At 72.8% G+C, this 22,703-nt stretch carries 23 protein-coding genes; 15 read left to right on the forward strand and 8 right to left on the reverse strand.

Annotated elements, in window-relative coordinates:
- Nucleotides 1–139 precede the first annotated feature (139 nt).
- From ABEA81_RS40865 to ABEA81_RS40885, 5 genes are all read right to left on the reverse strand, one after another.
- Nucleotides 140–964 carry a glycerophosphodiester phosphodiesterase gene (locus tag ABEA81_RS40865; protein WP_345613222.1) on the reverse strand — a complete coding sequence of 275 codons (825 nt, stop codon included), beginning with the start codon at nucleotides 962–964 and terminating at the stop codon, nucleotides 140–142.
- Nucleotides 948–2,297 (reverse strand): ABC transporter substrate-binding protein, encoded by a 1,350-nt coding sequence (locus ABEA81_RS40870; RefSeq protein WP_345613224.1) that lies wholly within the window; start codon nucleotides 2,295–2,297, stop codon nucleotides 948–950. Before ABEA81_RS40870 ends, ABEA81_RS40865 begins: the two co-directional genes overlap by 17 nt.
- Nucleotides 2,298–2,322: 25 nt before the next feature.
- Nucleotides 2,323–3,162 carry a carbohydrate ABC transporter permease gene (locus tag ABEA81_RS40875; RefSeq protein ID WP_345613226.1) on the reverse strand — a complete coding sequence of 280 codons (840 nt, stop codon included), beginning with the start codon at nucleotides 3,160–3,162 and terminating at the stop codon, nucleotides 2,323–2,325.
- The gene (locus ABEA81_RS40880) at nucleotides 3,159–4,121 is read right to left on the reverse strand and encodes a carbohydrate ABC transporter permease (protein ID WP_345613228.1); all 963 of its coding nucleotides are present in this window, start codon (nucleotides 4,119–4,121) and stop codon (nucleotides 3,159–3,161) included. The genes ABEA81_RS40875 and ABEA81_RS40880 overlap by 4 nt, the downstream gene beginning before the upstream one ends.
- Before the next feature lie 193 nt (nucleotides 4,122–4,314).
- Nucleotides 4,315–5,118 (reverse strand): IclR family transcriptional regulator, encoded by an 804-nt coding sequence (locus ABEA81_RS40885; RefSeq protein WP_345613229.1) that lies wholly within the window; start codon nucleotides 5,116–5,118, stop codon nucleotides 4,315–4,317.
- Between the two features lie 107 nt (nucleotides 5,119–5,225).
- Here ABEA81_RS40885 and ABEA81_RS40890 point away from each other — a divergent pair, with 107 nt between their 5' ends.
- Genes ABEA81_RS40890 through ABEA81_RS40925 form a run of 8 tightly spaced genes read left to right on the forward strand, consistent with a single transcriptional unit; the run spans nucleotide 5,226 to nucleotide 13,155 of the window.
- Nucleotides 5,226–6,398: a CaiB/BaiF CoA transferase family protein gene (locus tag ABEA81_RS40890; protein WP_345613230.1), complete on the forward strand. Its 1,173-nt coding sequence runs from the start codon at nucleotides 5,226–5,228 to the stop codon at nucleotides 6,396–6,398.
- A complete protein-coding gene (locus ABEA81_RS40895; protein ID WP_345613232.1) occupies nucleotides 6,395–6,883 on the forward strand; it encodes a MaoC family dehydratase in 489 nt (162 codons plus the stop codon). Before ABEA81_RS40890 ends, ABEA81_RS40895 begins: the two co-directional genes overlap by 4 nt.
- Nucleotides 6,880–8,034 carry an acyl-CoA dehydrogenase family protein gene (locus ABEA81_RS40900; protein WP_345613234.1) on the forward strand — a complete coding sequence of 385 codons (1,155 nt, stop codon included), beginning with the start codon at nucleotides 6,880–6,882 and terminating at the stop codon, nucleotides 8,032–8,034. Before ABEA81_RS40895 ends, ABEA81_RS40900 begins: the two co-directional genes overlap by 4 nt.
- Nucleotides 8,035–8,068: 34 nt before the next feature.
- Nucleotides 8,069–9,088, forward strand: a complete 1,020-nt coding sequence (locus tag ABEA81_RS40905; protein ID WP_345613236.1) for an LLM class flavin-dependent oxidoreductase — start codon at nucleotides 8,069–8,071, stop codon at nucleotides 9,086–9,088.
- Complete coding sequence (locus ABEA81_RS40910) at nucleotides 9,085–10,107, forward strand: TRAP transporter substrate-binding protein (RefSeq protein WP_345613238.1); 1,023 nt, start codon at nucleotides 9,085–9,087, stop codon at nucleotides 10,105–10,107. Before ABEA81_RS40905 ends, ABEA81_RS40910 begins: the two co-directional genes overlap by 4 nt.
- A gap of 8 nt (nucleotides 10,108–10,115) precedes the next feature.
- Nucleotides 10,116–10,655, forward strand: coding sequence for a TRAP transporter small permease (locus ABEA81_RS40915; RefSeq protein WP_345613240.1), 540 nt, complete (start codon nucleotides 10,116–10,118; stop codon nucleotides 10,653–10,655).
- Nucleotides 10,655–11,959 (forward strand): TRAP transporter large permease, encoded by a 1,305-nt coding sequence (locus ABEA81_RS40920; RefSeq protein WP_345613242.1) that lies wholly within the window; start codon nucleotides 10,655–10,657, stop codon nucleotides 11,957–11,959. Before ABEA81_RS40915 ends, ABEA81_RS40920 begins: the two co-directional genes overlap by 1 nt.
- Nucleotides 11,956–13,155 carry an MmgE/PrpD family protein gene (locus tag ABEA81_RS40925; RefSeq protein ID WP_345613244.1) on the forward strand — a complete coding sequence of 400 codons (1,200 nt, stop codon included), beginning with the start codon at nucleotides 11,956–11,958 and terminating at the stop codon, nucleotides 13,153–13,155. Before ABEA81_RS40920 ends, ABEA81_RS40925 begins: the two co-directional genes overlap by 4 nt.
- Here ABEA81_RS40925 and ABEA81_RS40930 read toward each other — a convergent pair.
- Nucleotides 13,152–13,664: a mycothiol transferase gene (locus tag ABEA81_RS40930; protein WP_345613246.1), complete on the reverse strand. Its 513-nt coding sequence runs from the start codon at nucleotides 13,662–13,664 to the stop codon at nucleotides 13,152–13,154. The two genes, ABEA81_RS40925 and ABEA81_RS40930, sit on opposite strands and share 4 nt — an antisense overlap.
- Before the next feature lie 134 nt (nucleotides 13,665–13,798).
- Between ABEA81_RS40930 and ABEA81_RS40935 the strand changes: the two genes are divergently transcribed.
- Nucleotides 13,799–14,596: an SAM-dependent methyltransferase gene (locus tag ABEA81_RS40935; RefSeq protein ID WP_345613248.1), complete on the forward strand. Its 798-nt coding sequence runs from the start codon at nucleotides 13,799–13,801 to the stop codon at nucleotides 14,594–14,596.
- 28 nt (nucleotides 14,597–14,624) lie between these two features.
- Here the strand turns inward: ABEA81_RS40935 and ABEA81_RS40940 are convergent, their stop codons facing one another.
- Nucleotides 14,625–14,864, reverse strand: a complete 240-nt coding sequence (locus ABEA81_RS40940) for a DUF397 domain-containing protein (RefSeq protein WP_345613250.1) — start codon at nucleotides 14,862–14,864, stop codon at nucleotides 14,625–14,627.
- 93 nt (nucleotides 14,865–14,957) lie between these two features.
- On the opposite strand from ABEA81_RS40940, the gene ABEA81_RS40945 reads away from it, so the two are divergent.
- The 6 genes from ABEA81_RS40945 (at nucleotide 14,958) to ABEA81_RS40970 (ending at nucleotide 21,222) form a co-directional block, all read left to right on the forward strand.
- Entirely contained in the window at nucleotides 14,958–15,224 is a 267-nt protein-coding gene (locus ABEA81_RS40945) for a hypothetical protein (RefSeq protein WP_345613252.1), read from the forward strand.
- Between the two features lie 340 nt (nucleotides 15,225–15,564).
- Nucleotides 15,565–17,493: a primary-amine oxidase gene (locus ABEA81_RS40950; RefSeq protein WP_345613254.1), complete on the forward strand. Its 1,929-nt coding sequence runs from the start codon at nucleotides 15,565–15,567 to the stop codon at nucleotides 17,491–17,493.
- A gap of 292 nt (nucleotides 17,494–17,785) precedes the next feature.
- On the forward strand, nucleotides 17,786–18,187 hold the full coding sequence (locus tag ABEA81_RS42935) for an NAD(P)-binding domain-containing protein (RefSeq protein ID WP_425570870.1): 402 nt from the start codon (nucleotides 17,786–17,788) through the stop codon (nucleotides 18,185–18,187).
- On the forward strand, nucleotides 18,135–18,368 hold the full coding sequence (locus ABEA81_RS40960) for a hypothetical protein (RefSeq protein ID WP_345613258.1): 234 nt from the start codon (nucleotides 18,135–18,137) through the stop codon (nucleotides 18,366–18,368). The genes ABEA81_RS42935 and ABEA81_RS40960 overlap by 53 nt, the downstream gene beginning before the upstream one ends.
- A 92-nt stretch (nucleotides 18,369–18,460) precedes the next feature.
- The gene (locus tag ABEA81_RS40965; protein WP_345613260.1) at nucleotides 18,461–19,666 is read left to right on the forward strand and encodes a serine hydrolase domain-containing protein; all 1,206 of its coding nucleotides are present in this window, start codon (nucleotides 18,461–18,463) and stop codon (nucleotides 19,664–19,666) included.
- Nucleotides 19,667–20,025: 359 nt separating this feature from the next.
- On the forward strand, nucleotides 20,026–21,222 hold the full coding sequence (locus ABEA81_RS40970; RefSeq protein WP_345613262.1) for an MFS transporter: 1,197 nt from the start codon (nucleotides 20,026–20,028) through the stop codon (nucleotides 21,220–21,222).
- Nucleotides 21,223–21,371: 149 nt separating this feature from the next.
- On the opposite strand, the gene ABEA81_RS40975 is transcribed toward ABEA81_RS40970, so the two are convergent.
- The gene (locus ABEA81_RS40975; RefSeq protein WP_345613264.1) at nucleotides 21,372–21,953 is read right to left on the reverse strand and encodes an AAA family ATPase; all 582 of its coding nucleotides are present in this window, start codon (nucleotides 21,951–21,953) and stop codon (nucleotides 21,372–21,374) included.
- Nucleotides 21,954–22,703: the final 750 nt, after the last annotated feature.

A 22,703-nucleotide genomic window follows, 5' to 3' on the forward strand; every position in this document is an offset into this window, starting at 1 on the left:
AACGGGCAGGATCAGCGGGAACGACACACCTAACAAAGTACTACTAGTGTCCCGAGTCGGAAGTTCGGTGCGTATATCGGCGGATCCAGGTTCTCGCTGAGTGCGCCGGCGAGCCGGCCTCGTACCGCGACTCGGGACACTAGGACGCCAGCTCGTTCTGCGCCGGGCTCCAGCGGAGGTTGTGCCAGGTTCGGAACGCCCCGGGACGGTTGGTGATGACCCCGTCCACGCCCGCGACACCGGCCGCGCCCCACTCGTCGGGCTCGTCGAGCGTCCACGGGTAGACGCTGTAGCCGGCCTCGCGGAGCCGGGCCGCGAGGCCGGGCATCTCGATGGGGAGCCTGCCGATCGGGTTGCAGCCCGCGACCTCGAGCTCCACCAGCCGCTCCATCAGGCCGTCGAGGCCCCTGCGCCCGATCACGAGCAGCGCCCGCGGCAGGTCGGGGGCGACGTCCCGGGCCGCCGCGACCGTCTCCTCCTCGAAGCCCTGCAGGATCGTCCGGTCAGCGAGCCCGTACCGGCGCAGGGTGGCCACCGGCCCGTCCATCTGCGCGGCGGTCCAGCTGCCCTTGAACTCCACGAGCCAGCCGACGCCCGGGTGGGCGGCACCCCACTCGGCGGCCTCGTCGAACGTCGGCACCCGGGCACCGGCGAACCCGGACCCGAACCAGCTGCCGGCATCGGCGGCCCCGAGCGCGTCGGAGCTGGTGAGGGCCACGTCCGCGTCGATGCCGGTGGTCCGGAGCGTCGACGCGTCGTGGATGATCACGGGCACGCCGTCGGAGGTGATCCGCACGTCGATCTCGATGAGATCGCTCCCGGCGGCGACGGCGGCGTCGAAGGCCGCGAACGTGTTCTCCGGGGCCTTCGACGAGTCGCCGCGGTGGGCGATGGTGCGGATGCGGCCCGGTTCGGGGCGCAGGGACTCGGGGAGCCGGTCGCTCGGCCTAGATGTAGCGGGCAACGTTCTGCTCGTACGAGGTCTTGATCTCCGCGGCGGCGGCGGAGAACGCGGTGGCCGGGTTCTCGTTCTGCAACATGATCCGTTCGATGGCGGTGGTGAGGTACTGGTCGCCCGACGGTACGAACGCGCGGGCCCAGTCCTGCACGCGGGTGGTCGCGAGCTGGTCGACGGCGGTGCGGGCCTGCGGGGTCTTGGCGAACACGGCCTGCATGTCCGGGCGGTCGATCGCGGAGGTGCGGACCGGCATGTAGCCGGTGCCTGCCGAGAAGTTCGCGGTCTGCTCGGCGTCGGTGAGGAACTTCAGGAACATGCCGGCCGCGAGCTGCTGCTCGGGCGACTTGGCCGAGGCGATCGCCATCCCGGTGCCGCCCGTCGGGCAGCCGGGCCCGGCCGGGCCCTTCGGCAGGAAGCCGGTGCCGACCTCGAACTGCGCCTGCGCCAAGATGCCGCGCAGCGAGCCCGTGGAGGCCATCGTGCAGGCGGTGACGCCCGCCGAGAAGTCCGCGACGTACCCGTCGTCGCCACCGACGGACACGGCTGCGAACTTCTTGTCGTTGACCATGGAGCGCAGGTACTCCCCCGCGTCCAGGGTCTCCGGCTTGTCGAGGGTGAGCGTCCACTCCTGCGAGTACGCCCCGCCCCGGCCCCACATGAAGTTGCAGAACCACCAGGCCGTCCACGACGTGCCCGGGCCGAGCCCCAGCGGCGGCCTGCCGACGGCCTGCGCGAGCGCGGGCGCCCACTGCTCGAACTCGTCCCAGGTCTCCGGGGCGCGGTCGGGCAGGCCGGCGCGCTGCCAGACGTCGCGGTTGTAGTAGAAGAGCGGCGTGGACCGGGCGTAGGGCAGCGCCCAGTGCCGGCCGTTGAACGCGTAGTCGTCGTAGAGCGTCCGGTTGAAGTCGGCCGTGTCGATCTGCAGGTGCTGCGCCAGCCCCTCGAGCGGGATGATCTGGCCGTTGATCATGTAGCGGAACCACCAGACGTCGCTGGCGCCCACCAGGTCGGGGGTGTTGTCCGTGCCGGCGGCGGCCTGGAACCGCTGGGCGACCTCGTCGTAGTTCTTGCCCGCGGTGACCAGGTTGACGGTGATCCCCGGGTTCTGCTCCTGGAACCGGCGGATGTACTCCTTCTCCAGCTCGATCGAGGTGCCCGGGTGGTTGCTCCACCAGGTGATCTGGGGGGCCGGCTGCACGCCGGACCAGTCGATGTCGGCCTGTGCCGCGCCGCCCGACTCGGAGATCGTCGGGCCGCCGCACGCCGCCAACGCGGCCGAGCCGCCCAGCAGGGCGCCCAGGCGCAGCAGCCCGCGCCGGGACAGTTCGGGTCTGGTCATGTCCAGCCTTCCGGGAGAGTGGGGTTCAGCCGGTGACGGCGCCGGCGACCAGCCCGGCGACGATCCGGCGCTGGAGGAGGAAGAAGACGGCGAGCACGGGCACGGTGACCAGGACGGTGCCGGCCATGATCACGCCCCAGTCGGGGACGCCGTCGAAGTTCATCAGCAGGGTCAGCCCGACCGGGAGCGTCATCATCTCCGGCCGGTCGATCACCAGCAGCGGCCAGAGGTAGTCGTTCCACTCGGTGACGATCGAGACGAGCCCGACGGCCGCGATCGTGGGGCCGGAGAGCGGTACGACGAACCGCCACAGCCGCCGCCAGTGCCCGGCACCGTCGATCTCGGCCGCCTCGAGGATGGAGCGCGGCAGGGTCAGGAAGTGCTGGCGGAACAGGAACGTGCCGAACGCGCTCGCCAGGCCGGGCATGATCAGGCCCTGGTAGGTGTTGAGCCAGCCGAGCTGGGCCACCAGCGCGTAGTTCGGGATGAGCACGATCTGCTGCGGCACGAGCAGCGCGCACACCACCACGTAGAAGAAGAACCGGCGGAACGGGATGTCCACGAACACCAGCGCGTACGCCGTCATGAGGCCCAGCAGCATCTTGAGCCCGGCACCGAACACGGTGGCGATCGTGCTGTTGACGAAGAACGCGCCGAACGGCACCGTCTGCGTGGCCGTGCCGTAGTTGGTGGGGGCGAGGGAGTCCGGCAGCCACTGGATCGGCAGGCGGTAGAGCTCGTCCATGCCCTTGAAGCTGGCGAGCGTCATCCAGACCAGCGGCAGGATCATCACGGCCACCGCGATCGCCATCGTGAGGTAGCCGCCGACGGCGGGCCGCGGGCGGCGCGGCGAGTCGACGATCATGAGTAGTGCACCTTCCGCTCCACGAAGCGCAGCTGCACCACGGTGATGGCGAAGAGCACCAGGAACAGGATCGTGGCGATCGCCGACGAATAGCCGGCCCGCCCGTTCGCGAACCCCTCGAGGTAGATCGAGTACATCATCGTGGTCGTTCCCTCGAGCGGCCCGCCGTCCGTCATCGCACGGATGATGTCGAAGGACTGCAACGACGTCAGCAATGTGGTGATGCTGAGGAAGAAAGTGGTGGGCCCGAGCAGTGGGAGCACCACGGAAAGGAACGACCGGATCGGTGAGGCACCGTCCAGGGCGGCCGCTTCGAGCAGATCCCGGGGCACCGCCTGCAATCCCGCGAGGTAGATGAGCGCCACGTACCCGACGTTCTTCCACAGGTACACGATGATGATCATCACCAATGCCCACTGCGGGTCGGTGTACCAATCCGGCGAGCCGATGCCGACGGCGTTCAGGAGCGCCGACAGCACGCCGAAGTTCGGGTCGAACACGAACAGCCACAGCAGACCGACCGCCACACCGGAGAGCACGTAGGGGGCCACGACGATCGTGCGGGCCGCGCCTCGGAAGCGCAGCTTCCGGTTCAGCAGGACCGCGAGCAGCAGGCCGAGCACCATCCCCCCGCCCACCGTGGTGAGCGTGAAGATCGCCGTGATGGCGAGCATTCGCGCGGTGCCGGGGTCGGAGAAGAAGTCGGCGTAGTTGGCGAGGCCCACCGGGATCGCCGTCGGCGAACCGAGGTTCCACTGCAACGTCGAGAGGAAGAAGGACTGCAGCAGCGGCCGATAGGTGAACACCACGAGCAATGCGATGTTCGGGCCGGCGAGAACGGCGAAGAGCAGCCAGTTCCGCAGCTGGTTGCGGCGGCGGGAACGCGGCCGGGAACGCGGTGCCCGGTGCGTCCCGACCCGCCGGACCGGCGCGTCCGGCGGGGTGGTTGCGGTGGCCATGGCCGGGGGAGGTCCTCCGTTTGTCGGTGCGCGCACACACTAAGCCGCCGGCGCGGCCGTATCGAGCACACCGCCACCGGCGTCCGATTTGCACGGGAGAACGTCAGGTTCCGTTCACGTGCGGTTCCCCCGATCCCTGCACAGTTCATCCGGGCGTCACCAGAAAGACAGCCGGAGATCTGGATCACGGACCTTACAGGGCAGCGCCCACCCTCGCTACTGCCATGATCGCGAGGGCGCCCAGCTCCTCGGCGCGCCCGGCGTCGAACCGCTGCTGCGGCGCCGAGACGGCCAGCGCGCCCACCGGCCGGCCGGTCCCGTCGACCACGGCCGCCGCCACCGCGCCCACCCCGGCGCGCCAGCTCGACTCCGCCACCGCGTAGCCCCGCGCGCGCACCGCTCGCAGCTCGGCGACCAGCTCGTCCGGATCGGTGATCGTCTGCGCGGAGAAGCGTTCGAGCCCGTCGCCGAGCAGCGCCCGTGCCTCGGCCTCCGGGAGCCGGGAGAGCACGGCCCGGCCGCTGCAGCTCGCGTGCAGCGGCACCGGCGTGCCCAGCCGCACCCACGTGCGCACCGGTTCCGGGCTGTCCAGCCGGTCGATCACGACGAGCGCGGCCGGGCCGGCGGCGGAGGCGACGGCGTGCTCGGGGCTGAAACCGACCAGGTGGATCGTCTCCCGGGTCGCGTCCCGCAGCTCCTGCATCACGTCGAGCGCGGCCTCCCGCAGCCCGTGCTCGGGCGCCCCGCGCAGCCCGACGGCGACGGCCCGCCCGGTGAGCACCCAGCGCTGCGGCTCGCCGGGCGCCGCGCTGATCCAGCCCGCCTCCCGGAGGCTGACCAGGCAGCGCTGCACCGTGCTCTTCGGCACCCCGGTGGCGCGCGCGATCGCGGAGACCCCGGCGGGCTGCAGCTCGGACACCGACTCCAGCACGCGCAGCGCCGTGCGGACCACGCGCATCCCGGGGGCCGGGACCGGCTCGGAGGGCGCACTGCTCATCAGAGGTCTCCCCTTGACAGTCGTCGAGGCCGTCCCCGATGGTGGCACGACCTCGGACCGTAAGGTGGAACGTGTGCCGTGAGACGGCACGGATGGTGGGTGCAACGATGACCGGCTTACCCCTGGACGGGATCACGGTCGTCGGCCTGGAGCAAGCCGTGGCCGCCCCGTTCGCCACCCGCCAGCTCGCCGACCTCGGCGCACGCGTGATCAAGATCGAGCGCCCGGACGGCGGCGACTTCGCCCGCGGCTACGACACGGTCGTGGGCGGCGAGTCGAGTGCGTTCGTCTGGCTCAACCGCGGCAAGGAGTCGGTGCAGCTCGACCTCGCCGACGGTGAGGGGCTCGCGACGCTGCACCGGTTGCTCGCCCGCGCCGACGTCCTCGTCGCCAACCTGGCCCCGGCCGCGCTGGAGCGCCGCGGGCTCACCCCCACCGCGCTCGCCCCCCGCCACCCGCACCTGATCACCTGCCTCGTGAGCGGCTACCCGCCGGGCGGACCGTCGGAGCGCAAGAAGGCCTACGACGCGCTCGTGCAGGCCGAGGCGGGGTTGATGTCGCTCACCGGGCACCCCGCCGCGCCCGCGAAGGTGGGCATCTCGATCGCCGACATCGCCGCGGGCTGCTACGCCTACAGCGGCGTGCTCGCAGCGCTCCGGCACCGCGACCGCACCGGTGAGGCGCTGCCGGTGCGGGTCTCGCTCTTCGGCGCGCTCACCGAGTGGATGGCCTACCCGCTCTACTACACCGCGCACTCCGGGGCCGCGCCGGTGCCGATGGGCACCGCGCACCCGACGATCGCCCCCTACGGGGCCGTGACGGCGGGCGACGGGCGGTCGGTCATGATCGCTGTGCAGAACGAGCGCGAGTGGGCGCGCCTCGCCACCGACGTGCTGGACGAGCCCGGGCTCGCCACCGACCCGCGGTTCGCGTCGAACTCGCAGCGCGTCGCCCACCGCGGCGACCTGGACGCCGCGCTCACGGCCGCGTGCGCCCGCCTCCCCGCCGACGTCCTGGTCGAGCGGCTCGACGCCGCCGGGATCGCATGGAGCCGGCTCACCGAGCTGGCCGACCTCGAACACCACCCCGAGCTCGCGCCCGCGGCGCGCTGGCTGCGCACGCCGACGCAGGCGGGTGAGGTGCGCACGCTGCGACCGCCCGGTGCACCGGGCGACCGGGTGGCCGCGGGCGGCGCCGTGCCCGCGCTCGGCGCGCACACCGCCGCCGTGCTCGCCGAGCTGGCAGAAGGGCTGGCAGAAGGGCTGGAGGAGGAGCAGTGACCGTCCACACCGGGTGGCAGGGCCGGTTCTACGAGGACTTCGTGGTCGGCGACGTCTACGAGCACCCGCTCGGGCGCACCGTGACCACCACCGACAACATCTGGTTCACCCTCCTCACCCAGAACACCGCGCCGCTGCACTTCGACCACGAGTACGCCAAGCGAACCGAGTTCGGGAAGCCGCTGGTCAACTCGACCTTCACGCTGTCGCTCGTCGCGGGCCAGAGCGTCACCGACGTCTCGCAGAACGTCTTCGCGAACCTCGGCTGGGGCGAGATCACGCTGCCGAACCCGGTGTTCGAGGGCGACACGATCCGCTCCCGCTCCACCGTGGAGGCGGTGCGGGAGTCCCGGTCGCGCCCGGGGCTCGGCGTCGTCACCGTGCGGACGACGGGCCTCAAGCAGACCGGCGAGGTCGTCATCGAGTTCACCCGCACCCTGCTCGTCTACAAGCGTGGGCACGGCCCCCGTGCGGAGGGTTCATGACGGAGAAGGCCGAGCTGCGCAAGGACCTGCGCGGGCTCATCGACCGGATCTGCGCCGACTACCCCGACGCCTACTGGCGCGAGGTCGACGAGGCGCGCCGCTACCCCGAGGAGTTCGTCGACGCGCTCACCGGCACCGGCTGCCTCGGCGCGCTCGTCCCCGAGGAGTACGGCGGGCTGGGCCTGGGGCTGGGCGACGCGTCGGTGCTGCTGGAGGGGATCAACGCCAACGGCGGCAACGCCGGGCCGGTGCACGCGCAGCTCTACACGATGGGCTCGGTGCTGCGGCACGGCAGCGAGGAGCAGAAGCGCCGCTACCTGCCGGGGATCGCCGCCGGCGAGCTGCGGCTGCAGGCCTTCGGCGTCACCGAGCCGACCGCGGGCACCGACACCACGAGCATCCGCACCACCGCCCGCCGCACCGACGACGGCTACGTCGTCAACGGGCAGAAGGTGTTCATCTCCCGCGTGCAGCACTCCGACCTCATGTTGCTGCTCGCCCGCACGACGCCGCGCGAGGAGGTGGCGCGCAGGTCCGAGGGGCTGTCGCTGTTCCTGCTCGACCTGCGCGAGGTCGAGGGCGTCGAGCTGCGGCCGCTGCGCACGATGGTCAACCACGAGACCAACGAGGTCTTCCTCTCGGACGTGCACATCCCCGCCGACGCGCTCATCGGCGAGGAGGGCAAGGGCTTCCGCTACGTGCTCGACGGGATGAACGCCGAGCGCATCCTCATCGCGTCCGAGTGCATCGGCGACGGGCGCTGGTTCGTCGAGCGCGCGAGCCGCTACGCGAGCGAGCGCGAGGTGTTCGGCCGGCCGATCGGCCGGAACCAGGGTGTGCAGTTCCCGATCGCGCGGGCCCACATCCACGTCGAGGCCGCCGACCTCATGCGCTGGAAGGCGGCCGACCTGTTCGACGCCGGGCAGCCCTGCGGCGCGGAGGCCAACATGGCCAAGCTGCTCGCGGCCGATGCCTCCTGGGAGGCGGCCGACGTCGCGCTGCAGACGCACGGCGGGTACGGCTTCACCGCGGAGTACGACATCGAGCGCAAGTTCCGCGAGACGCGCCTCTACCAGGTGGCGCCGATCTCCACCAACCTGATCCTGTCCTACGTGGGCGAGCACGTCCTCGGGATGCCAAGATCATTTTGACCGGTCGCCCCGACACATCGACGGAGGAGCAACGGTGGTCCCCCAGTACGGCCTCGTCCTGTGCAGCCAGTTCCCGCCCGGCGACGACGCGGGAGCGCGCTTCGCCGAGCAGGTGGAGCAGGTGCACCACGCCCGCGACCACGGCTTCACCTCGGTCTGGGCCACGCAGCACTACCTGGCCGAGGAGGTGCAGTACCTGCACCCGCTCGCCGTGCTGGGCAGGCTGATCCCCGAGACCGGCGACCTGCGCATCGGCACCGCGATCACGCTGATGGCGCTCGCGCACCCGGTGGACCTCGCCGAGCAGCTCGCGACGCTGGACATCCTGTCCGGCGGGCGGCTCGTCCTCGGCGCGGGCCTCGGCTACCGCGACGTCGAGTTCGACGCGTTCGGCGTGCCGCGCGACCGGCGGCTGCGCCGGTTCCGCGAGAACCTCGACCTGGTCCGGCGGCTGTGGACGGAGGACGAGGTGCACTTCGAGGGTGACACGGGGCGGCTCGACGGCATCCGGCCGCTGCTGCGCCCGGTGCAGCGTCCGCACCCGCCGATCTGGCTCGCCGGGCACACCGAATCGGCCCTCGGCCGGACCGCGCGCACCGGGCTGCCGTGGGTCGCCGCGGCCGCGCACGTCGACGCCGACTACCTGCGCACGCAGGCCGCGTTCTTCCGGGAGCGGTGCGCCGAGCACGGCCACGACGCCGAGATCAACGTGATCCAGGAGGTGTACGTCGGCGTTACCGACGACGAGGCCGTCGAGGACGTCCGGGAGGCGCTCGCCGCGAAGTACCGGACGTACCAGGCATGGGGGCAGGACAAGATCCTGCCGGAGTCGCAGAGCTTCGACCGGGAGTTCGACGAGCTGCGCCGCGGCCGGTTCGTCCTCGGCGGGCCGCGGACCTGCCGGGACCGGCTCGCCGAGCTGATCGAGACGGTCGGCCCGACCCACGTCCTGCTCCGGCCGCAGTGGCCCGGCCTCCCCCACGAGCGGGTCATGGCGAGCCTGCGCCGCCTGACCGACGAGGTGCTGCCCGCGCTGTCGGGGGTGACGGCGTGACCGCGTTCGGGCGGCGGGCCTTCCTCGCCGCCGCCGGGCTGGGCGTGGCCGGACTCGCCGGCTGCGCCCGCGCCGAGGCGGCCGGGGTCGAGACCGTCACGACGGCCACGTACATCCCGAAGTCCTACGACGACCTCTACCCCGGCATCCAGGCGTTCATGGACACCCTCGCCACCGCCAGTGGGGGCCGCCTGAGCTGCGACATGTTCAACTCAGGCGCGCTGCTCGGGGCCGAGCAGCTCCTGCCGGGCCTGCTGCTCGGCGTCGCGGACGTGATGTTCCAGACCAGCTCGTACGTCTCGTCGAGCTACCCGATCCTCGGGGCGATGGAGCTGCCGTTCGGCGCAGAGGACTACGCGAAGCAGCGCCGCGCCCTCGACCCCAACGGCCCACTGTTCCCGCTGGTCAACGAGCAGCTCGCGGCGCAGGGCGTGCGTGTGCTCGGGGGGATGCCCTGCACGTTCGAGTACCTCTGGACGGTGGGCAGGCCGATCCTCGCACCCGACGACGTCCGCGGCCTGCGCATCCGGGTGGCCGGCGAGATCGAGGGCGAGACGGTCAAGGCGCTGGGCGGCGCGCCGGTGTTCATGGGCTCGTCGGAGGTCTTCGAAGCCCTCGAGCGCGGCACCATCGACGGGCTGATGAGCTACCTCGGCACCGTCGTGTCCCGCGACCTGCAGGAGATCGTCCGGTACGGCACGCGGGCGCACTTCGGCGCCTACACCGTCGACGCCTACTGCCGCACGGACTGGTACGACGGCCAGCCGCCCGAGCTGCGCGCGGCGCTCGACGAGGCGGGCCGCACGCTCTACCGGGACGGCACCGAGGTCATGGTCGGTGTGCACGAGGGCGAGTACCTGAAGGCCGTCCTGGACGGCGGGGTCGAGATCGTGGAGCCCGGCGGCGCGGAGCTCGAGGCGTTCCGGGCGGCGGTCGCACCGGTGTACGGGCGGTGGGAGCACCTGATCGGCGATCCCGCGGTGTCCGACCGGGCCGTCGCGCTCATCAACGAGGCGTAGGAGAACAAGTGTCCGCAACCCGCCGGGCCGTGCTGGCCTGCACGAGGGCGATGGCGGTCGTCGCGATGGTCGTCGTCGCGGTGATGATGCTGACGATCAGCTACGACGTCGCCGCCCGCTACCTGTTCGCCGCGCCCACCGACTGGGCCTACCCGCTCAACTCGACGGGCGTGCTCGTCGCGACCGTGCTCGCCGTGCCGCACCTGTACGCAACGGGCGGCCACATCTCGATGGACCTGGTCCACCGCGCCCTCCCCGAGCGCGCCCGCCGCGTCGCCGACGTGGTCACGACCGCGGCCACGGCCTTCCTCGGGCTGGTGCTCGCGATCACCGCGTTCCGCTCGATGACCGTGGCCTACGCCGGCGGGCTCAGCGGGGCCGGCACGTTCAACATCCCGCTCTGGGTGCCCGACTTCGTGCTGTTCGTCTCCGGGGTGTTCCTGGTGCTGGTGGCGCTGCTGTTCCCGGCGACGCCGCCGGAGGCCGACACACCGGCCGCGGTGCCCGGCGACGTCACGGTGCGGACCGATGCGCAGGGGGTGGCGTGATGGGCGACGGCATGATCGTCGCGCTCGCGGTGGTGCTGCTGCTGGTGCTCATCGCGCTGCGCACCCCGATCTTCGTGGCGCTCGGCGTCGCGGGGGTCGCCGGGCTGCTCGGGCTGGGCGGGTTCACCGGCCTGGAGCTCGTCCCGCTCGCGCTGGTCTCCCAGCTGCAGGAGTACGCGCTGGTGGCCGCGCCGCTCTACATCCTGCTCGGCGAGGCGCTCGCCGTGAGCGGGCTGGGCCGCGACCTCTTCGCCGCCGCGCACCGCTGGTTCAACCGCGTGCCCGGCGGGCTGGGCGCGTCGGCCGTCGGGGCGTCGACACTGTTCGGCGCGATGTCCGGTGTGAGCATCTCCTCGGTCGCGGTGATCGGGCGGATGGCCGTGCCGGAGATGCTCGAGCGCGGGTACCGGCCGGCGTTCGCGAGCGGCGCCGTCGCCGCGTCCGGTGCGCTGGCGATGCTGATCCCGCCCAGCCTGATGTTCATCCTCTACTCGTCGGTCACGGGCGAGAGCGTGGCCGACCTGTTCGCGGGCGGCCTGGTCCCCGGCCTGCTGCTGGCCGCGATGATGATCATCTACGTGGTGGTGCGCGCGAAGGCGGCCCCGGAGAACGCGCCGGTCGACCCGGACCGCTTCACCTGGCGCGACCGGCTCGGCGCACTCGGCCGGATCTCCCCCGCGCTGCTGCTGATCCTGCTCGTGCTCGGCTCCATCTACACCGGCATCGCCACCCCCACCGAGGCCGCGGCCGTCGGCGCGCTCGCCGCGTTCGCGGTCACCGGTGCGATCTACCGCAAGCTCGGCTGGGCCAACCTCAAGCGCATCTTCGTCTCGACCGCGCAGGTCACCGCGGCGATCCTCGCGATCGTCGGCGCAGCGTTCGTGTTCACCCAGATGCTGGTGCTCGCCCGCGTGCCGGACGCGTTCACCGCGTTCATCGTCGGACTCGACGTCCCGCCCACCGTGATCCTCATCGGGATCATGATCGTGCTGATCCTGCTCGGGTGCCTCGTCGACGCCGCGTCGCTGCTGCTCGTCGTCACCCCGATCCTGGTGCCCGCGATCGAGGAGCTCGGCTACGACCCGCTGTGGTTCGGCGTGCTGCTGGTGGTCAACCTGGAGATCGCGGTGATCACGCCGCCGGTCGGGCTGAACCTCTACACCATGAAGTCGGTGGTGCCCGAGCTCGACCTCGCCGACATCTTCCGGGGCATCGCCCCGTACGTCGCGATCGAGCTGCTCCTGCTCGTGATCATGATCGCGTTCCCGCAGCTGGCAACGTTCCTCCCGGAGGCGATCGGATGACCCGTATCGCCGACCTCGCGGACTGGGCGTGCGACGCCCGCCCCGGCCCCGCCGACATCGAGCTCGCGCGCCGCGCGCTCGTCGACACCGTGGCCGTCACCCTCGCCGCGGTGGACGAGCCCGTCGCCGGGTGGACCGCCGGTTCGGAGGCGGCGCTGCGCTGGGCCGCGGTCGGGCACGTCCTCGACTTCGACGACGTGCACCTGCCGTCCACCTCGCACGTCAGCGTGGTGTGCACGGCGGCCGCGCTGGCCGCGGGCGGCGGCGCCCGCGAGTACCTGGCCGCGGCCGGGGTGATGGCCCGCCTCGGCGCAGCGCTCGGCTGGGAGCACTACCGCGCGGGCTGGCACGCCACCTGCACGGCGGACGACCCGGCGGCCGCCGTCGCCGCAGGCCTCGCGCTCGGCCTCGACGCGGGCGGCCTCGCCAGGGCGCTCGCGCTCAGCGTGCCGGCCGCGGGCGGCGTCCAGCGCGCGTTCGGCACCGGCGCCAAGTCGCTGCAGGTGGGCTTCGCGGCGGCCGCGGGAGTGCGCGCCGCGCACCTGGCCGCGGCCGGCGCGTCCGCCGACCCCACCGCCCTCGACCAGTGGTTCGGGCTGGTGGGCGGCGCGGGCCCGGTGCAGCTGGACGGGCCCCTCGTCCCGGAGGGGCTCGCGATCAAGCTGCACCCCTGCTGCTACGCGCTGCAGCGCCCGATCTCGGCGGCGCGCGCGCTCCCGCCCGCGCCGGCCGAGGAGGTGTCCCGCATCCACGTGCGCACCCCGGCCGTCGCGCTCCAGCCGCTGATCCACGACCGGCCGCGCACCGGGCTGGAGGGCAAGTTCTCGCTGCAGTACGCCGTGGCGGCCGCGCTGCTCGACGGCTTCCCCGGCGCCGCCAGCTTCACCGACCCCGCCGTCGACCGGCCGGAGGCGCAGCGGCTCGTGCGGTGCGTCGAGGTCGAGGCGGAACCGGGCGGCACCGGGATCCTCGCGGGCGACGTCCTGATCCGGCGCGAGCGCGCCGGCGGCACGGTCGACGAGGCCCGCCTCGACGTCCCCGACGGCCACCCGCTGCGCCCGCCGACCGACGACGACCTCGCCCGGAAGGTCACCGACTGCGTCGGAGTCGACCGCGCGGCGGAGGTGCTCGCCCTCGACTGGCCCGGCGCCGCCGCGCTCCTGCACCGCGTCCTCCCCGGAGGAGCGGTGGGTTAGGAGCGGCGCAGCACGATCCCCCGCACGAACGCGGCCTGCCCGGCGTGCTGGGCGCAGTCGTCGATCACGCTCACCAGGCGGACGCCGAGCGTGACGGGCGGGTCCCACGCCTCGTCCACCACGCGGTCGAGGTCGGCGTCGGTGAGGCCACCCACGTACTCCGTCGTCCGCGCCGCCACCGCGTCGTAGTAGCCGGTGAGCAGGTCCGGCGAGTCCACCCGCACCTGCGCGACGTCGTCCGATGAGTGGCCGTACCCGATCGAACCCACCCTGAAGGGGAGGGCGAACCGGTCCGCCCAGCCCTCCGTGGTCCACACCTGATCGCTGCCGGCCACCCCCGCCACGTGGTCGTCCTGCACGCGGGACAGGTGCCAGACCAGCCAGGCGATCGAGTTCGCCTCGGCATCGACACGGTGGGCGAGCTGCTCCGCGGACAGCCCGTCGACGGCGGCGTGCACCTCCTCCCCGATCCGGGAGAACGCGTCGGTCAACAAGGCGGCAACATCCACACGACGACCCTACGGGCGCGAGAGGCGCGTGTGTCCACCGGTGACCCGGTGTGACCAGCGGTCACACCTTTTCCGGCGGAGGATGATCACGCTAAGGTCGTGCGGCGCATCTACGGGTGGCTGGAGGAGGAGCGGTGGACGAGCAGCCGCCCGCCGTCGACCTGTCCCGTGCCTCCGTCGCCCGCGTGTACGACCACCTGCTGGGCGGCAAGGAACACCTCGACGTCGACCGGCGCGCCGCCGACGCGATGCGCAACGTCGTCCCCGAGGTCGGCGAGATCGCCAAGGACAACCGCTCCTTCCTGCGCCGCGGCGTGTCCTACCTGGTGCGCGAGGCCGGGATCCGGCAGATCGTCGACATCGGCTCCGGGCTGCCGGGCGGCGGCAACGTCAGCGAGGTGGCCCACGCCATCGACCCCGACGTGCACGTGGTGTACGTCGACAACGACGCCGTCGTGCTGGCCCACGCCAGGGCGCTGCTCGCGACGAACGAACGCACCGCCGTGGTCACGGCCGACCTGCGCCGACCGGACTCGCTCTTCGAGGAGGTCTCCGCGCTGGAGATCTTCGACCCCGACGCACCGTTCGCGGTGCTGCTCTCCGGGGTGGTGCACCACCTGTCCGACGACGACGACCCGGACGCGATCGTGGCCGCCATCCGGCGACGGCTCTCACCCGGCAGCCACCTGCTCCTGTCGCACTTCCTGTACGACGACGACTCGCGCGCCTACGCACTCGAGCGCGCGTTCCTCCACGGCGGGCTCGGCTCGGGCCGCTTCCGCACCTGGAAGGAACTGCACGGCTACTTCACCGGGCTCGAGCTCGTGCCTCCGGGCCTGGTCTACGCGAACGACTGGCGACCCGACCGGACCACGCCGGCCGGGAGCCCGGTGCGCACGCTCCACGTCGGCGGGATCGGGCGCAAGCCGTGACCGCCGGGCCGGCACCGACCGGGTGAGGTCAGGCCGTCAGGTCGTCGAACTCGCCGTCCTTCGCGCCCGCGACGAACGCGGCGATCTCGGCCCGCGTGTACACCAGCGCCGGCCCCTCTGGGTCACGGGAGTTGCGCACCGCGACGGCACCGCTGTCCAGCGCGGCCACCTCGATGCAGTCACCGCTCGGGTTGCTCGCGCTGCTCTTGCGCCACGTGACGGAGCCGAGCTGATCCGCCGGGATGCCGTTGTCCTCGATCTGGTGCATTTGCGCCTCCCCGATGCCCTGACAAAACGTCCGCGCCGAATGTACTTGCATCCGCGCTTGCATCCGCAAGCCGGAGTGGGGACACTCCTAGCCATGGGCAGTGGCGATCAGGCGGGTCGGCGCTCCGTCGACACGATCACCGTCACCTGCACCATCGACTCCCGCGCCCACGAGGTGCCCGACGCGGAGCTCGCCGCGGCGGCCCGGCGCAGCGACGGCCACTACCAAGCGCTCTGCGGCCACATGGTCGCCGCGGCGCCCATGGTCGAACCGGACGGGCAGCCGTGCCTGCTGTGCACCGCGATCCTCGAGCGCACCCAGGCCACCCGCCGCGGCACGCGGCAGCGCATCCTCGGCTGACTCCCACCCTGCAACGAACACCTCCCAGCCAACACCGCCTCGGCAGCGAACAGCACCCGCCCGGGCAGGGCGGGTGCTGCCGCCGGGCGGGGCGAACCCCGACCGGATGCGCCCGCGGCCGGGGGGATCACCGCGGACGCCTGGTTGACTCCGCGCCCGCTGCCCGTTCGTTACGCCCGGACGAGCAGGTTCCCGCTCACCGATCAGCGGTTGGTACGGGTGGGTGGCACGGACCACAGTGTCGAACAGGGGATCTCGACACCGGGGATCTCGACACCGCGGAACTCGGCACCGCGGAAATCGACACCGGGGGAAGCGCACCCCTCGAGAAGGAGGATCCGTGACCGCCATCGGAGAGCGCCCGTCCACGACCGTCACGCACCCGCTCGAGCCGCTCTCGGCCCCGGAGATCAGCGCAGCGGCGGCCGTGCTGCGCGACGCCGGCCACATCGGCCCGACCTCTCGGTTCGTCTCGCTCGTGCTCCGCGAGCCGGAGAAGGGCGCGCTGCTCGCGTTCGAGGCCGGCGGCGCACCCGTGCCCCGGGAGGCCGCCGCGATCGTGCTCGACCGGTCCGACGGGCGCACCTACGAGGCCACCGTCTCCCTGACCGACTCCGCCGTCACGCGCTGGGAGCACGTGCCCGGCGTCCAGCCGCAGGTGATCCTCGAGGAGTTCTTCGCCTGCGAGGCGATCGTCAGGTCCGACCCTTCCGTGCAGGACGCGCTGAGGGCGCGCGGCATCACGGAGTTCGACGGCCTGATGGTCGATCCGTGGTCGGCGGGGCACTACGGCGACGAGGAGGAGGGGCGCCTGGTCCGTGCCCTCGCCTGGGTCAAGATCGGTGGGCCCGACGACAACGGCTACGCCCACCCCGTCGAGAACCTGGTGGTCTACGTCGACCCGCTCGCCGGGCGGGTCGTGAAGATCGAGGACCACGGCGTCGTGCCGATCCCGCAGCAGCCGGGCAACTACACCGCAGACGACGTGACGCCGCGGACCGGCCTCAAGCCCATCTCGATCACGCAGCCGGAGGGCACGTCGTTCCAGGTGGACGGGCACGAGGTGCGCTGGCAGAAGTGGCGGTTCCGCATCGGGTTCACCCCGCGGGAGGGCCTGGTGCTGCACACGGTGCGCTACACCGACACGAACGGACCGGGCGGCGACCGCGAGCGGCCGGTGCTGCACCGCGCGTCGCTGTCGGAGATGGTGGTGCCCTACGGCGACCCGGCGCCGACGCACCGGCGCAAGAACGCGTTCGACGCGGGCGAGTACAACATCGGCACCCTCGCCAACCCGCTCGAGCTCGGCTGCGACTGCCTCGGCGAGATCCGCTACTTCGACGCCGTACTCGCCGACGCGGACGGCAACCCGCTCACCATCCCCAACGCCGTGTGCCTGCACGAGGAGGACCACGGCCTGCTGTGGAAGCACACCGACTTCCGCACCGAGAAGACCGAGGTGCGCCGGGGCAGGCGGCTCGTGGTGTCGTTCATCGCGACCGTCGGCAACTACGAGTACGGCTTCTTCTGGTACCTCTACCAGGACGGATCGATCGAGTTCGACGTCAAGCTCACCGGCATCATGTCCACCGGCGCCGTGCCGCCGGGCACCACCCCCACGCACGGCCAGCTGCTCAACACCGACGGGCTCTACGCCCCGATCCACCAGCACGTGTTCAACATGCGGCTGGACCTCGACGTCGACGGCACCGCCAACTCGGTCCACGAGATCGACACCGTCACCGACCCGGCCGGCCCGGACAACCCGCTCGGCAACGCCTTCCGCACCACCGCCACCCACCTCACGAGCGAGCTCGGGGCGCGCAGGCGGGCCAGCCTGGACCGGGCCCGGTACTGGGAGGTGCGCAGCAGCGGCGCCCGCAACGCCGTGGGCGAGCCCACGGCGTACGCGCTCAAGCCGCACGGCACGGTCGTGCCGTTCGTGCGGCCCGAGGCGAGCGTCATGCAGCGGGCCGGGTTCATGGCCCACCACCTCTGGGTCACCCCGTACGCCGAGGACGAGCGGCACGCCGCGGGCGACTACCCCAACCAGCACGCAGGCGGCGATGGCCTCCCCCGCTGGACCGCCGCCGACCGCGACGTGGCCGACGGCGACGTCGTGGTCTGGTACACCTTCGGCTCCCACCACGTCGCCCGGCTCGAGGACTGGCCGGTGATGCCGGTGCAGCACGTCGGCTTCCTCCTCCAGCCCGCGGGCTTCTTCGACCGCAGCCCGGCGCTCGACGTGCCTCCGCCCCACCACGGCTAGCCGAGCAGATCCTCGGGGCCGGCCGAGTGCGGGAACCCCGCGCCGGCCCCCACATCTCGGGGACCGGCCGTCGTCGATGTGGAAGATCTCGAACAGCACGGGCGGCCTCCCGTCCGGCCCCGCGATGCCCTCGACGGTCGAGCGGACGGCGGCCTTGTCGCCGTCCACGAGGATGTCCCGGGCGACCACGCGCATCAGGGGAGCCGTTCTACCCCGGCCATAGCGTGGCGGCCATGAGAGCCACGATCGCCGTCCTCGGCACGGGCAACGTCGGCCCGGCCCTGCGGGGGCACTGGCCCGGGCCGGACACGCGGTCACGGCCGGGTCCCGCGACCCGGACCGCCGCGCGGCCGGCTGGACCGTCCCGGTGCCCCTCACCGGGCTCGCCGAGGCGGCCGAGCGCGCCGACGTCGTCGTCAACGCGACGCCGGGTGCCGAGTCCGTCGGCCTCCTGCGTCCGCTCGCGCCGCAGCTCGCGGGCGCGGTCCTCGTCGACGTCGCCAACGCGGTCGTGCAGGGGGCCCGACGGGTTCGCCGTCTCGCTGCGCCACCCCGGGTCCAGCCTGGCCGAGGAGATCCAGCGAGCGCTGCCGGACACGCGCGTCGTCAAGACCCTCAACACGGTCGGCCCTGCGTAGGCGATGGTCACGCCCGCCGCCTTCGCCACATCGCCGTCGGCGTCCATCTCGGGTGACGACGACGCGGCCCGGCGGCTCGCCGCGGCGTTGCTCACCGGCCTGGGCCGGCTCCCGGAGTGGATCATCGACCTGGGCGAGCTCGCCACGGCCCGGGTGACGGAGGCGTTCGTCCTGCTCGTCCGCCCGCTCGTGCGGGCGCTCGGGCCGGTCCGCTTCGGGCTCTCCGTGGCGCGCTGAACTCCCGGCCGCCAGCGGCCGTTCGTCGGTATGCCGGCGCGCGGGATGGGGCTAGCGTCCCCAGGTCCGGCACCGGCGAGAGGACGTGCACCATGGTCTCGCGCGCCGTCGCCGCCCTCGCAACCGCCGCCCTGCTGGTCCTGGCCGCGTGCGCCGCGCAGCCCGCCGCCCCTCCCCCGCCCGCCCCGGACCTGCCCGCCTACGCAGAGACGTTGCAGCCGGAGCTGGAAGGACTCGCCAGGGACATGCTGGTCACCGGCGCGGTCGTCCAGGTGCGCTCGCCCGAGCTCGGGGACTGGACGACCACGATCGGCACCCGGACGTTCCGCGGAACCGAGCCGGTGCGGGCCGAGGACCACGTCCGCATCGGCAGCGTCACCAAGACCTGGACCGGCACGGTGGTGCTCCAGCTCGTCGACGAGGGCCTGCTCCGGCTGGACGACCCGGTCGCGAAGTACCGGCCCGACGTGCCGAACGGGTCGAACATCACGATCGAGCAGCTGCTCACGATGCGGAGCGGGCTCGGCAACTACACGACCTCGCCCGAGCTGAGCGCCACGACGGACTCCGCACCCTGGACGGTGTTCGCGCCCGAGGAGCTGATCGCGGTCGGCCTGGCGATGCCGCCGCAGTTCCCGCCGGGTACGGGCTTCTACTACTCCAACACCAACACCGCTCTGCTGGGCCGGATCGTCGAGCAGCTCACCGGAAACCCCCTCGAGACCGAGATCCAGCGGCGCGTCCTCGACCGGCTGGGCATGGCCGAGTCGTCCTTCCCCGCCACCACGTCCGCGGCCCTGCCCGACCCGCACCCACAGGGCTACAGCTACGGCACCAACGTCGAGACGGTCGACTCGAACGTGCTGTCGCCGGAGAAACAGGCGGCCGCCCGCGACGGCACGCTGGCGCCGCTCGACATGACCAACACCAACCCGTCCTGGGCATGGGCCGCAGGCGCCGGCATCTCGACGACCGGCGATCTCACCCGCTACGTCGAAGCGCTGGTCGGCGGCGGGCTGCTCAGCCCGGCCCTGCAGGAGGCGCGGCTGGACAGCGTCCGCCCGGTCGACCCGGCCGCTCCCGACGGACCCGGCTACGGCCTCGCGCTCGCCCGGTTCGGGCCGTTCTACGGGCACACCGGCGAACTGCCCGGGTTCAACACGTTCGCCGGGTACGACCCGCAACGCCGGACCACCGTCGTCGTCTGGACGTCACTCGCCCCGTCCCCGGACGGCCGCGACCCGGCGGCCGAGATGGCCAGGACGATCATCGGGGAGCTGTACCGCAGCGGGAGCTGACTGGTTCGCCCAGGCTCACCGACACGAGCCTCGAGGAGAACCATGCGCCCGCGATCGTGGCGCACTCGCCGCCCTGTGCTCGCTCGCCCTGACGGCGTGCGGGAACGGTGAGCCGGCCCCGCCGGAACCGTCGGCGGACCGGAGCGGGCGACCGGTTCCCCGTGCGTCGCGCTGCAGGCCCCCGAACGTCGTCGCCGTCCGCTGGCCGCTCGACGAGCTGAGGCCGACCCTGCAGGAGGTGGCGAGCCCCCGCGGGTAGCGGCACGATCGTGGGCCGCGCGTCGGCAGGGTTCGCCGGGGGGCCTGCGAGGATCGCAGCGGGCGACAACGCCGACGCGCCCGCACCCACGGAGGCCCTGATGAGCAGAGAATCGCCCGGCAGGCCCACGACGGCGGCCGGGAGCCGGCTGCTCCCGCTGTACGCGGCGGGCTTCGTCACGGCGTTCGGAGCCCACAGCATCGCCGCCAGCCTGGGCGGCTACACCCAGGCCGAGCACGCCTCGCTGCTCACGCTCGGCGTGCTGCTCGCGGTCTACGACGCGGCCGAACTCGTCCTCAAGCCGCTCTTCGGTGCGCTCGCCGACCGGGTCGGGCCGCGTCCGGTCCTGCTCGGCGGCCTGCTGGCCTTCGCGGCGGCGTCCGCCGCCTTCGTGCTCGCGGCCGACCCGGCGCTGGTCGGCGTGGCGCGGTTCGGCCAGGGAGCGGCCGCAGCGGCGTTCTCCCCGGCCGCGGCCGCCATGGTCGCCCGCCTCACCCCGCAGGCCGGGCACGGCCGCGCCTACGGCGGATACGGCGCGTGGAAGGGGCTCGGCTACACCCTCGGCCCCGTCCTGGGCGGTGTCCTGATCACCCTGGGCGGCTACCCGCTGCTGTTCGGCACGCTCGGCGCGCTCGCGGTGGCGGTCGCCGCGTGGGCGGCGCTGGTGGTCCCCGCCGTGCCGGCACTCCCCCGCGCCCGCCAGACCGTGCTCGACCTGGCCCGCAGGCTCAGCACCAGCGGGTTCGTGCGGCCCACGCTGACGCTGGCCGGCGCCACGGCCGCGCTCGCCACCGGCGTGGGCTTCCTTCCCGTGGCCGGGGCGGCCCACGGGCTCGGGCCGCTGGTCACCGGCGCGGCCGTCTCCGCATTGGCGGCCACGGCCGCGCTGGTCCAGCCCCGCGCCGGCCGCGCCCGCGACAACGGCCGGATCGCCGACGGGCCCGGCATGGCCGCGGGGCTGGCACTGGCGGCGGCGGGCATGGCCGGTGGGGTCGTGCTCCCCGGGGTCGCCGGGCTACTCGTGGCGGCGGTCCTCATCGGCGTCGGCACCGGCCTGGCGACCCCCATCGCCTTCGCCCACCTCGCCGCGAGCAGCCCGACCGAACGGCTCGGGCAGACGATGGGTGCGGCCGAGGTCGGCCGCGAGGTCGGCGACGCGGGCGGCCCGCTGCTGGTCGGCGCCCTCGCCGCGGCAGCGGGCGCACTGGGCGTAGGGCTGGCCGGACTCGCCGTGGCGCTCGTCGCCCTCGCGGTGGCCGTGGCGCGGGCGCCGAGCCGTGAGAACACCGAGCCGTGAGCCTGCCCGAGGCACTCGCCACGTCGTTCGGCGTCGCACGTCTGCCGGAGGGGTCGGTTCTCCGCTGAGGGGAGGTCGGCCTACGGCGCGATCGAGCGGGCTGCGGCCGCGACGCCGGGACCGGCACGCCGACGCCGCCGAGAGCGGATCTACTTGCCGGCGCCCGGCGGATCCGTATCCTCATCCGCTGCCCGATGTCGCCTCCGCGCCGGGGAGGCGCTGTCGTTCGCGAGCGAGGGCCATCGATTCGCAGCCCACTCCGGCCAGCCCGGCCACCCCGGTGGCGGGCCGGGGATGTCGCCGCCGCCGAGTTCGGCGGCATCTGGTGCCTGGAACTGCTTCCGCCATTCGTCGATGTCCGCCTCGCTCATCGGAAATGTCGTGTGCGGTGCGGTTGCCTGGCGGTGGGCGATCCGGGCGCGCTGGACGGCGGTGTCGACGGGCAGGTAGACCACATGGCACGAGGCCCCGGCCGATGTTGCCAGCCAGCGCAGTGCCGACCGTTCGTCGCAGCTCCAGAGGCCGAAGTCGAGTACGACGTTGGTGCCCAGGTGCAGCGCTTGCAGGGCCAGTGCGATGAGCCGTCCTTCCAGCAGGTCGCGCTTGCCGTCGGGCTGCGACCCGTCGAACAGGGAGATCATCCACTCGTCCGGGGTCAGCCGTAGCGCGCGGTGCGCCGCCGCGAGCTCCCGAGCTCGGGTGGTCTTCCCGGCGCCGGGGAGCCCGACCATCAGCAGGAGCTCGGCGGGTTCTGACCGCACGTCGTCGGGCTCCCGCGAGGGCCGATCTTGGTGCGATGGGTGGAAACGCTGTGACACGTACTTGCTCCCCGGATCACGCAGGACGATCCGGCAGCACAGGAAGACACGCGAGGGGCTGCCGGCGGGACACCGATCCGGCGGTACGCCCCGGCACCGACCCAGCGGGGCAGGCAGGTGAGGCCGCGGTTTACGGCAACCGCGATACCGCCGCTAAGCGGCGGCGCGGATGTCCATGGCGGCGAAGCAACCCATGCCGCCACCATAACCGACAGCAGCAGCACGGTCATCGACCGCGGCCGCGATCAGTGACTCGTTCGGTCTCGCCTCTGCCGGTCGGTGCGGCGGCCTGCGTTCCTCGCCGACCCCGGGAGCGGGCGGACGTCATCGTGTCCGGCCCACCTGAGCTCGACCACGGCCTGTGAACGAGGTCGTAGTTGCGCCGGCGATGCGCGGCTGACGGCCGCCGGCCACCGTGCCGAAGGCGAAGCCGGACGCTCCTCACCCCAAATGGTGTCGTGCGACTAGGGCGTCTCGCCTCGGTCGCGACACGAAAGCCTCCTGTGGTCGGTGTGGTGCTCGACTTCAGGATGGATCGGGTCTGACAATTCTTGAGCCGCCGAGCGCGTTCTGCGGAACGCCGTCGACGGCGGAGGCAATCAGTTCCACGGCGCGCCGCGCGAAGGGCCGCCCGGGACCGAACCCGCTCCGCCCGTCCCGAGC

Origin of the sequence: Pseudonocardia adelaidensis (assembly GCF_039543345.1) — a bacterium.
In the GTDB taxonomy this organism is placed as follows: domain Bacteria; phylum Actinomycetota; class Actinomycetes; order Mycobacteriales; family Pseudonocardiaceae; genus Pseudonocardia; species Pseudonocardia adelaidensis.

Excerpts from the sequence above, each read along its gene's own strand:
- ABEA81_RS40870 (WP_345613224.1), bottom strand. The coding sequence starts at position 2,297 with ATGACCAGACCCGAACTGTCCCGGCGCGGGCTGCTGCGCCTGGGCGCC.
- ABEA81_RS40875 (WP_345613226.1), bottom strand. The coding sequence starts at position 3,162 with ATGATCGTCGACTCGCCGCGCCGCCCGCGGCCCGCCGTCGGCGGCTAC.
- ABEA81_RS40880 (WP_345613228.1), bottom strand. The coding sequence starts at position 4,121 with ATGGCCACCGCAACCACCCCGCCGGACGCGCCGGTCCGGCGGGTCGGG.
- ABEA81_RS40885 (WP_345613229.1), bottom strand. The coding sequence starts at position 5,118 with ATGAGCAGTGCGCCCTCCGAGCCGGTCCCGGCCCCCGGGATGCGCGTG.
- ABEA81_RS40890 (WP_345613230.1), top strand. The coding sequence starts at position 5,226 with ATGACCGGCTTACCCCTGGACGGGATCACGGTCGTCGGCCTGGAGCAA.
- ABEA81_RS40900 (WP_345613234.1), top strand. The coding sequence starts at position 6,880 with ATGACGGAGAAGGCCGAGCTGCGCAAGGACCTGCGCGGGCTCATCGAC.
- ABEA81_RS40920 (WP_345613242.1), top strand. The coding sequence starts at position 10,655 with ATGGGCGACGGCATGATCGTCGCGCTCGCGGTGGTGCTGCTGCTGGTG.
- ABEA81_RS40925 (WP_345613244.1), top strand. The coding sequence starts at position 11,956 with ATGACCCGTATCGCCGACCTCGCGGACTGGGCGTGCGACGCCCGCCCC.
- ABEA81_RS40940 (WP_345613250.1), bottom strand. The coding sequence starts at position 14,864 with ATGCACCAGATCGAGGACAACGGCATCCCGGCGGATCAGCTCGGCTCC.
- ABEA81_RS40945 (WP_345613252.1), top strand. The coding sequence starts at position 14,958 with ATGGGCAGTGGCGATCAGGCGGGTCGGCGCTCCGTCGACACGATCACC.
- ABEA81_RS40960 (WP_345613258.1), top strand. The coding sequence starts at position 18,135 with ATGGTCACGCCCGCCGCCTTCGCCACATCGCCGTCGGCGTCCATCTCG.
- ABEA81_RS40965 (WP_345613260.1), top strand. The coding sequence starts at position 18,461 with ATGGTCTCGCGCGCCGTCGCCGCCCTCGCAACCGCCGCCCTGCTGGTC.
- ABEA81_RS40970 (WP_345613262.1), top strand. The coding sequence starts at position 20,026 with ATGAGCAGAGAATCGCCCGGCAGGCCCACGACGGCGGCCGGGAGCCGG.
- ABEA81_RS40975 (WP_345613264.1), bottom strand. The coding sequence starts at position 21,953 with ATGGTCGGGCTCCCCGGCGCCGGGAAGACCACCCGAGCTCGGGAGCTC.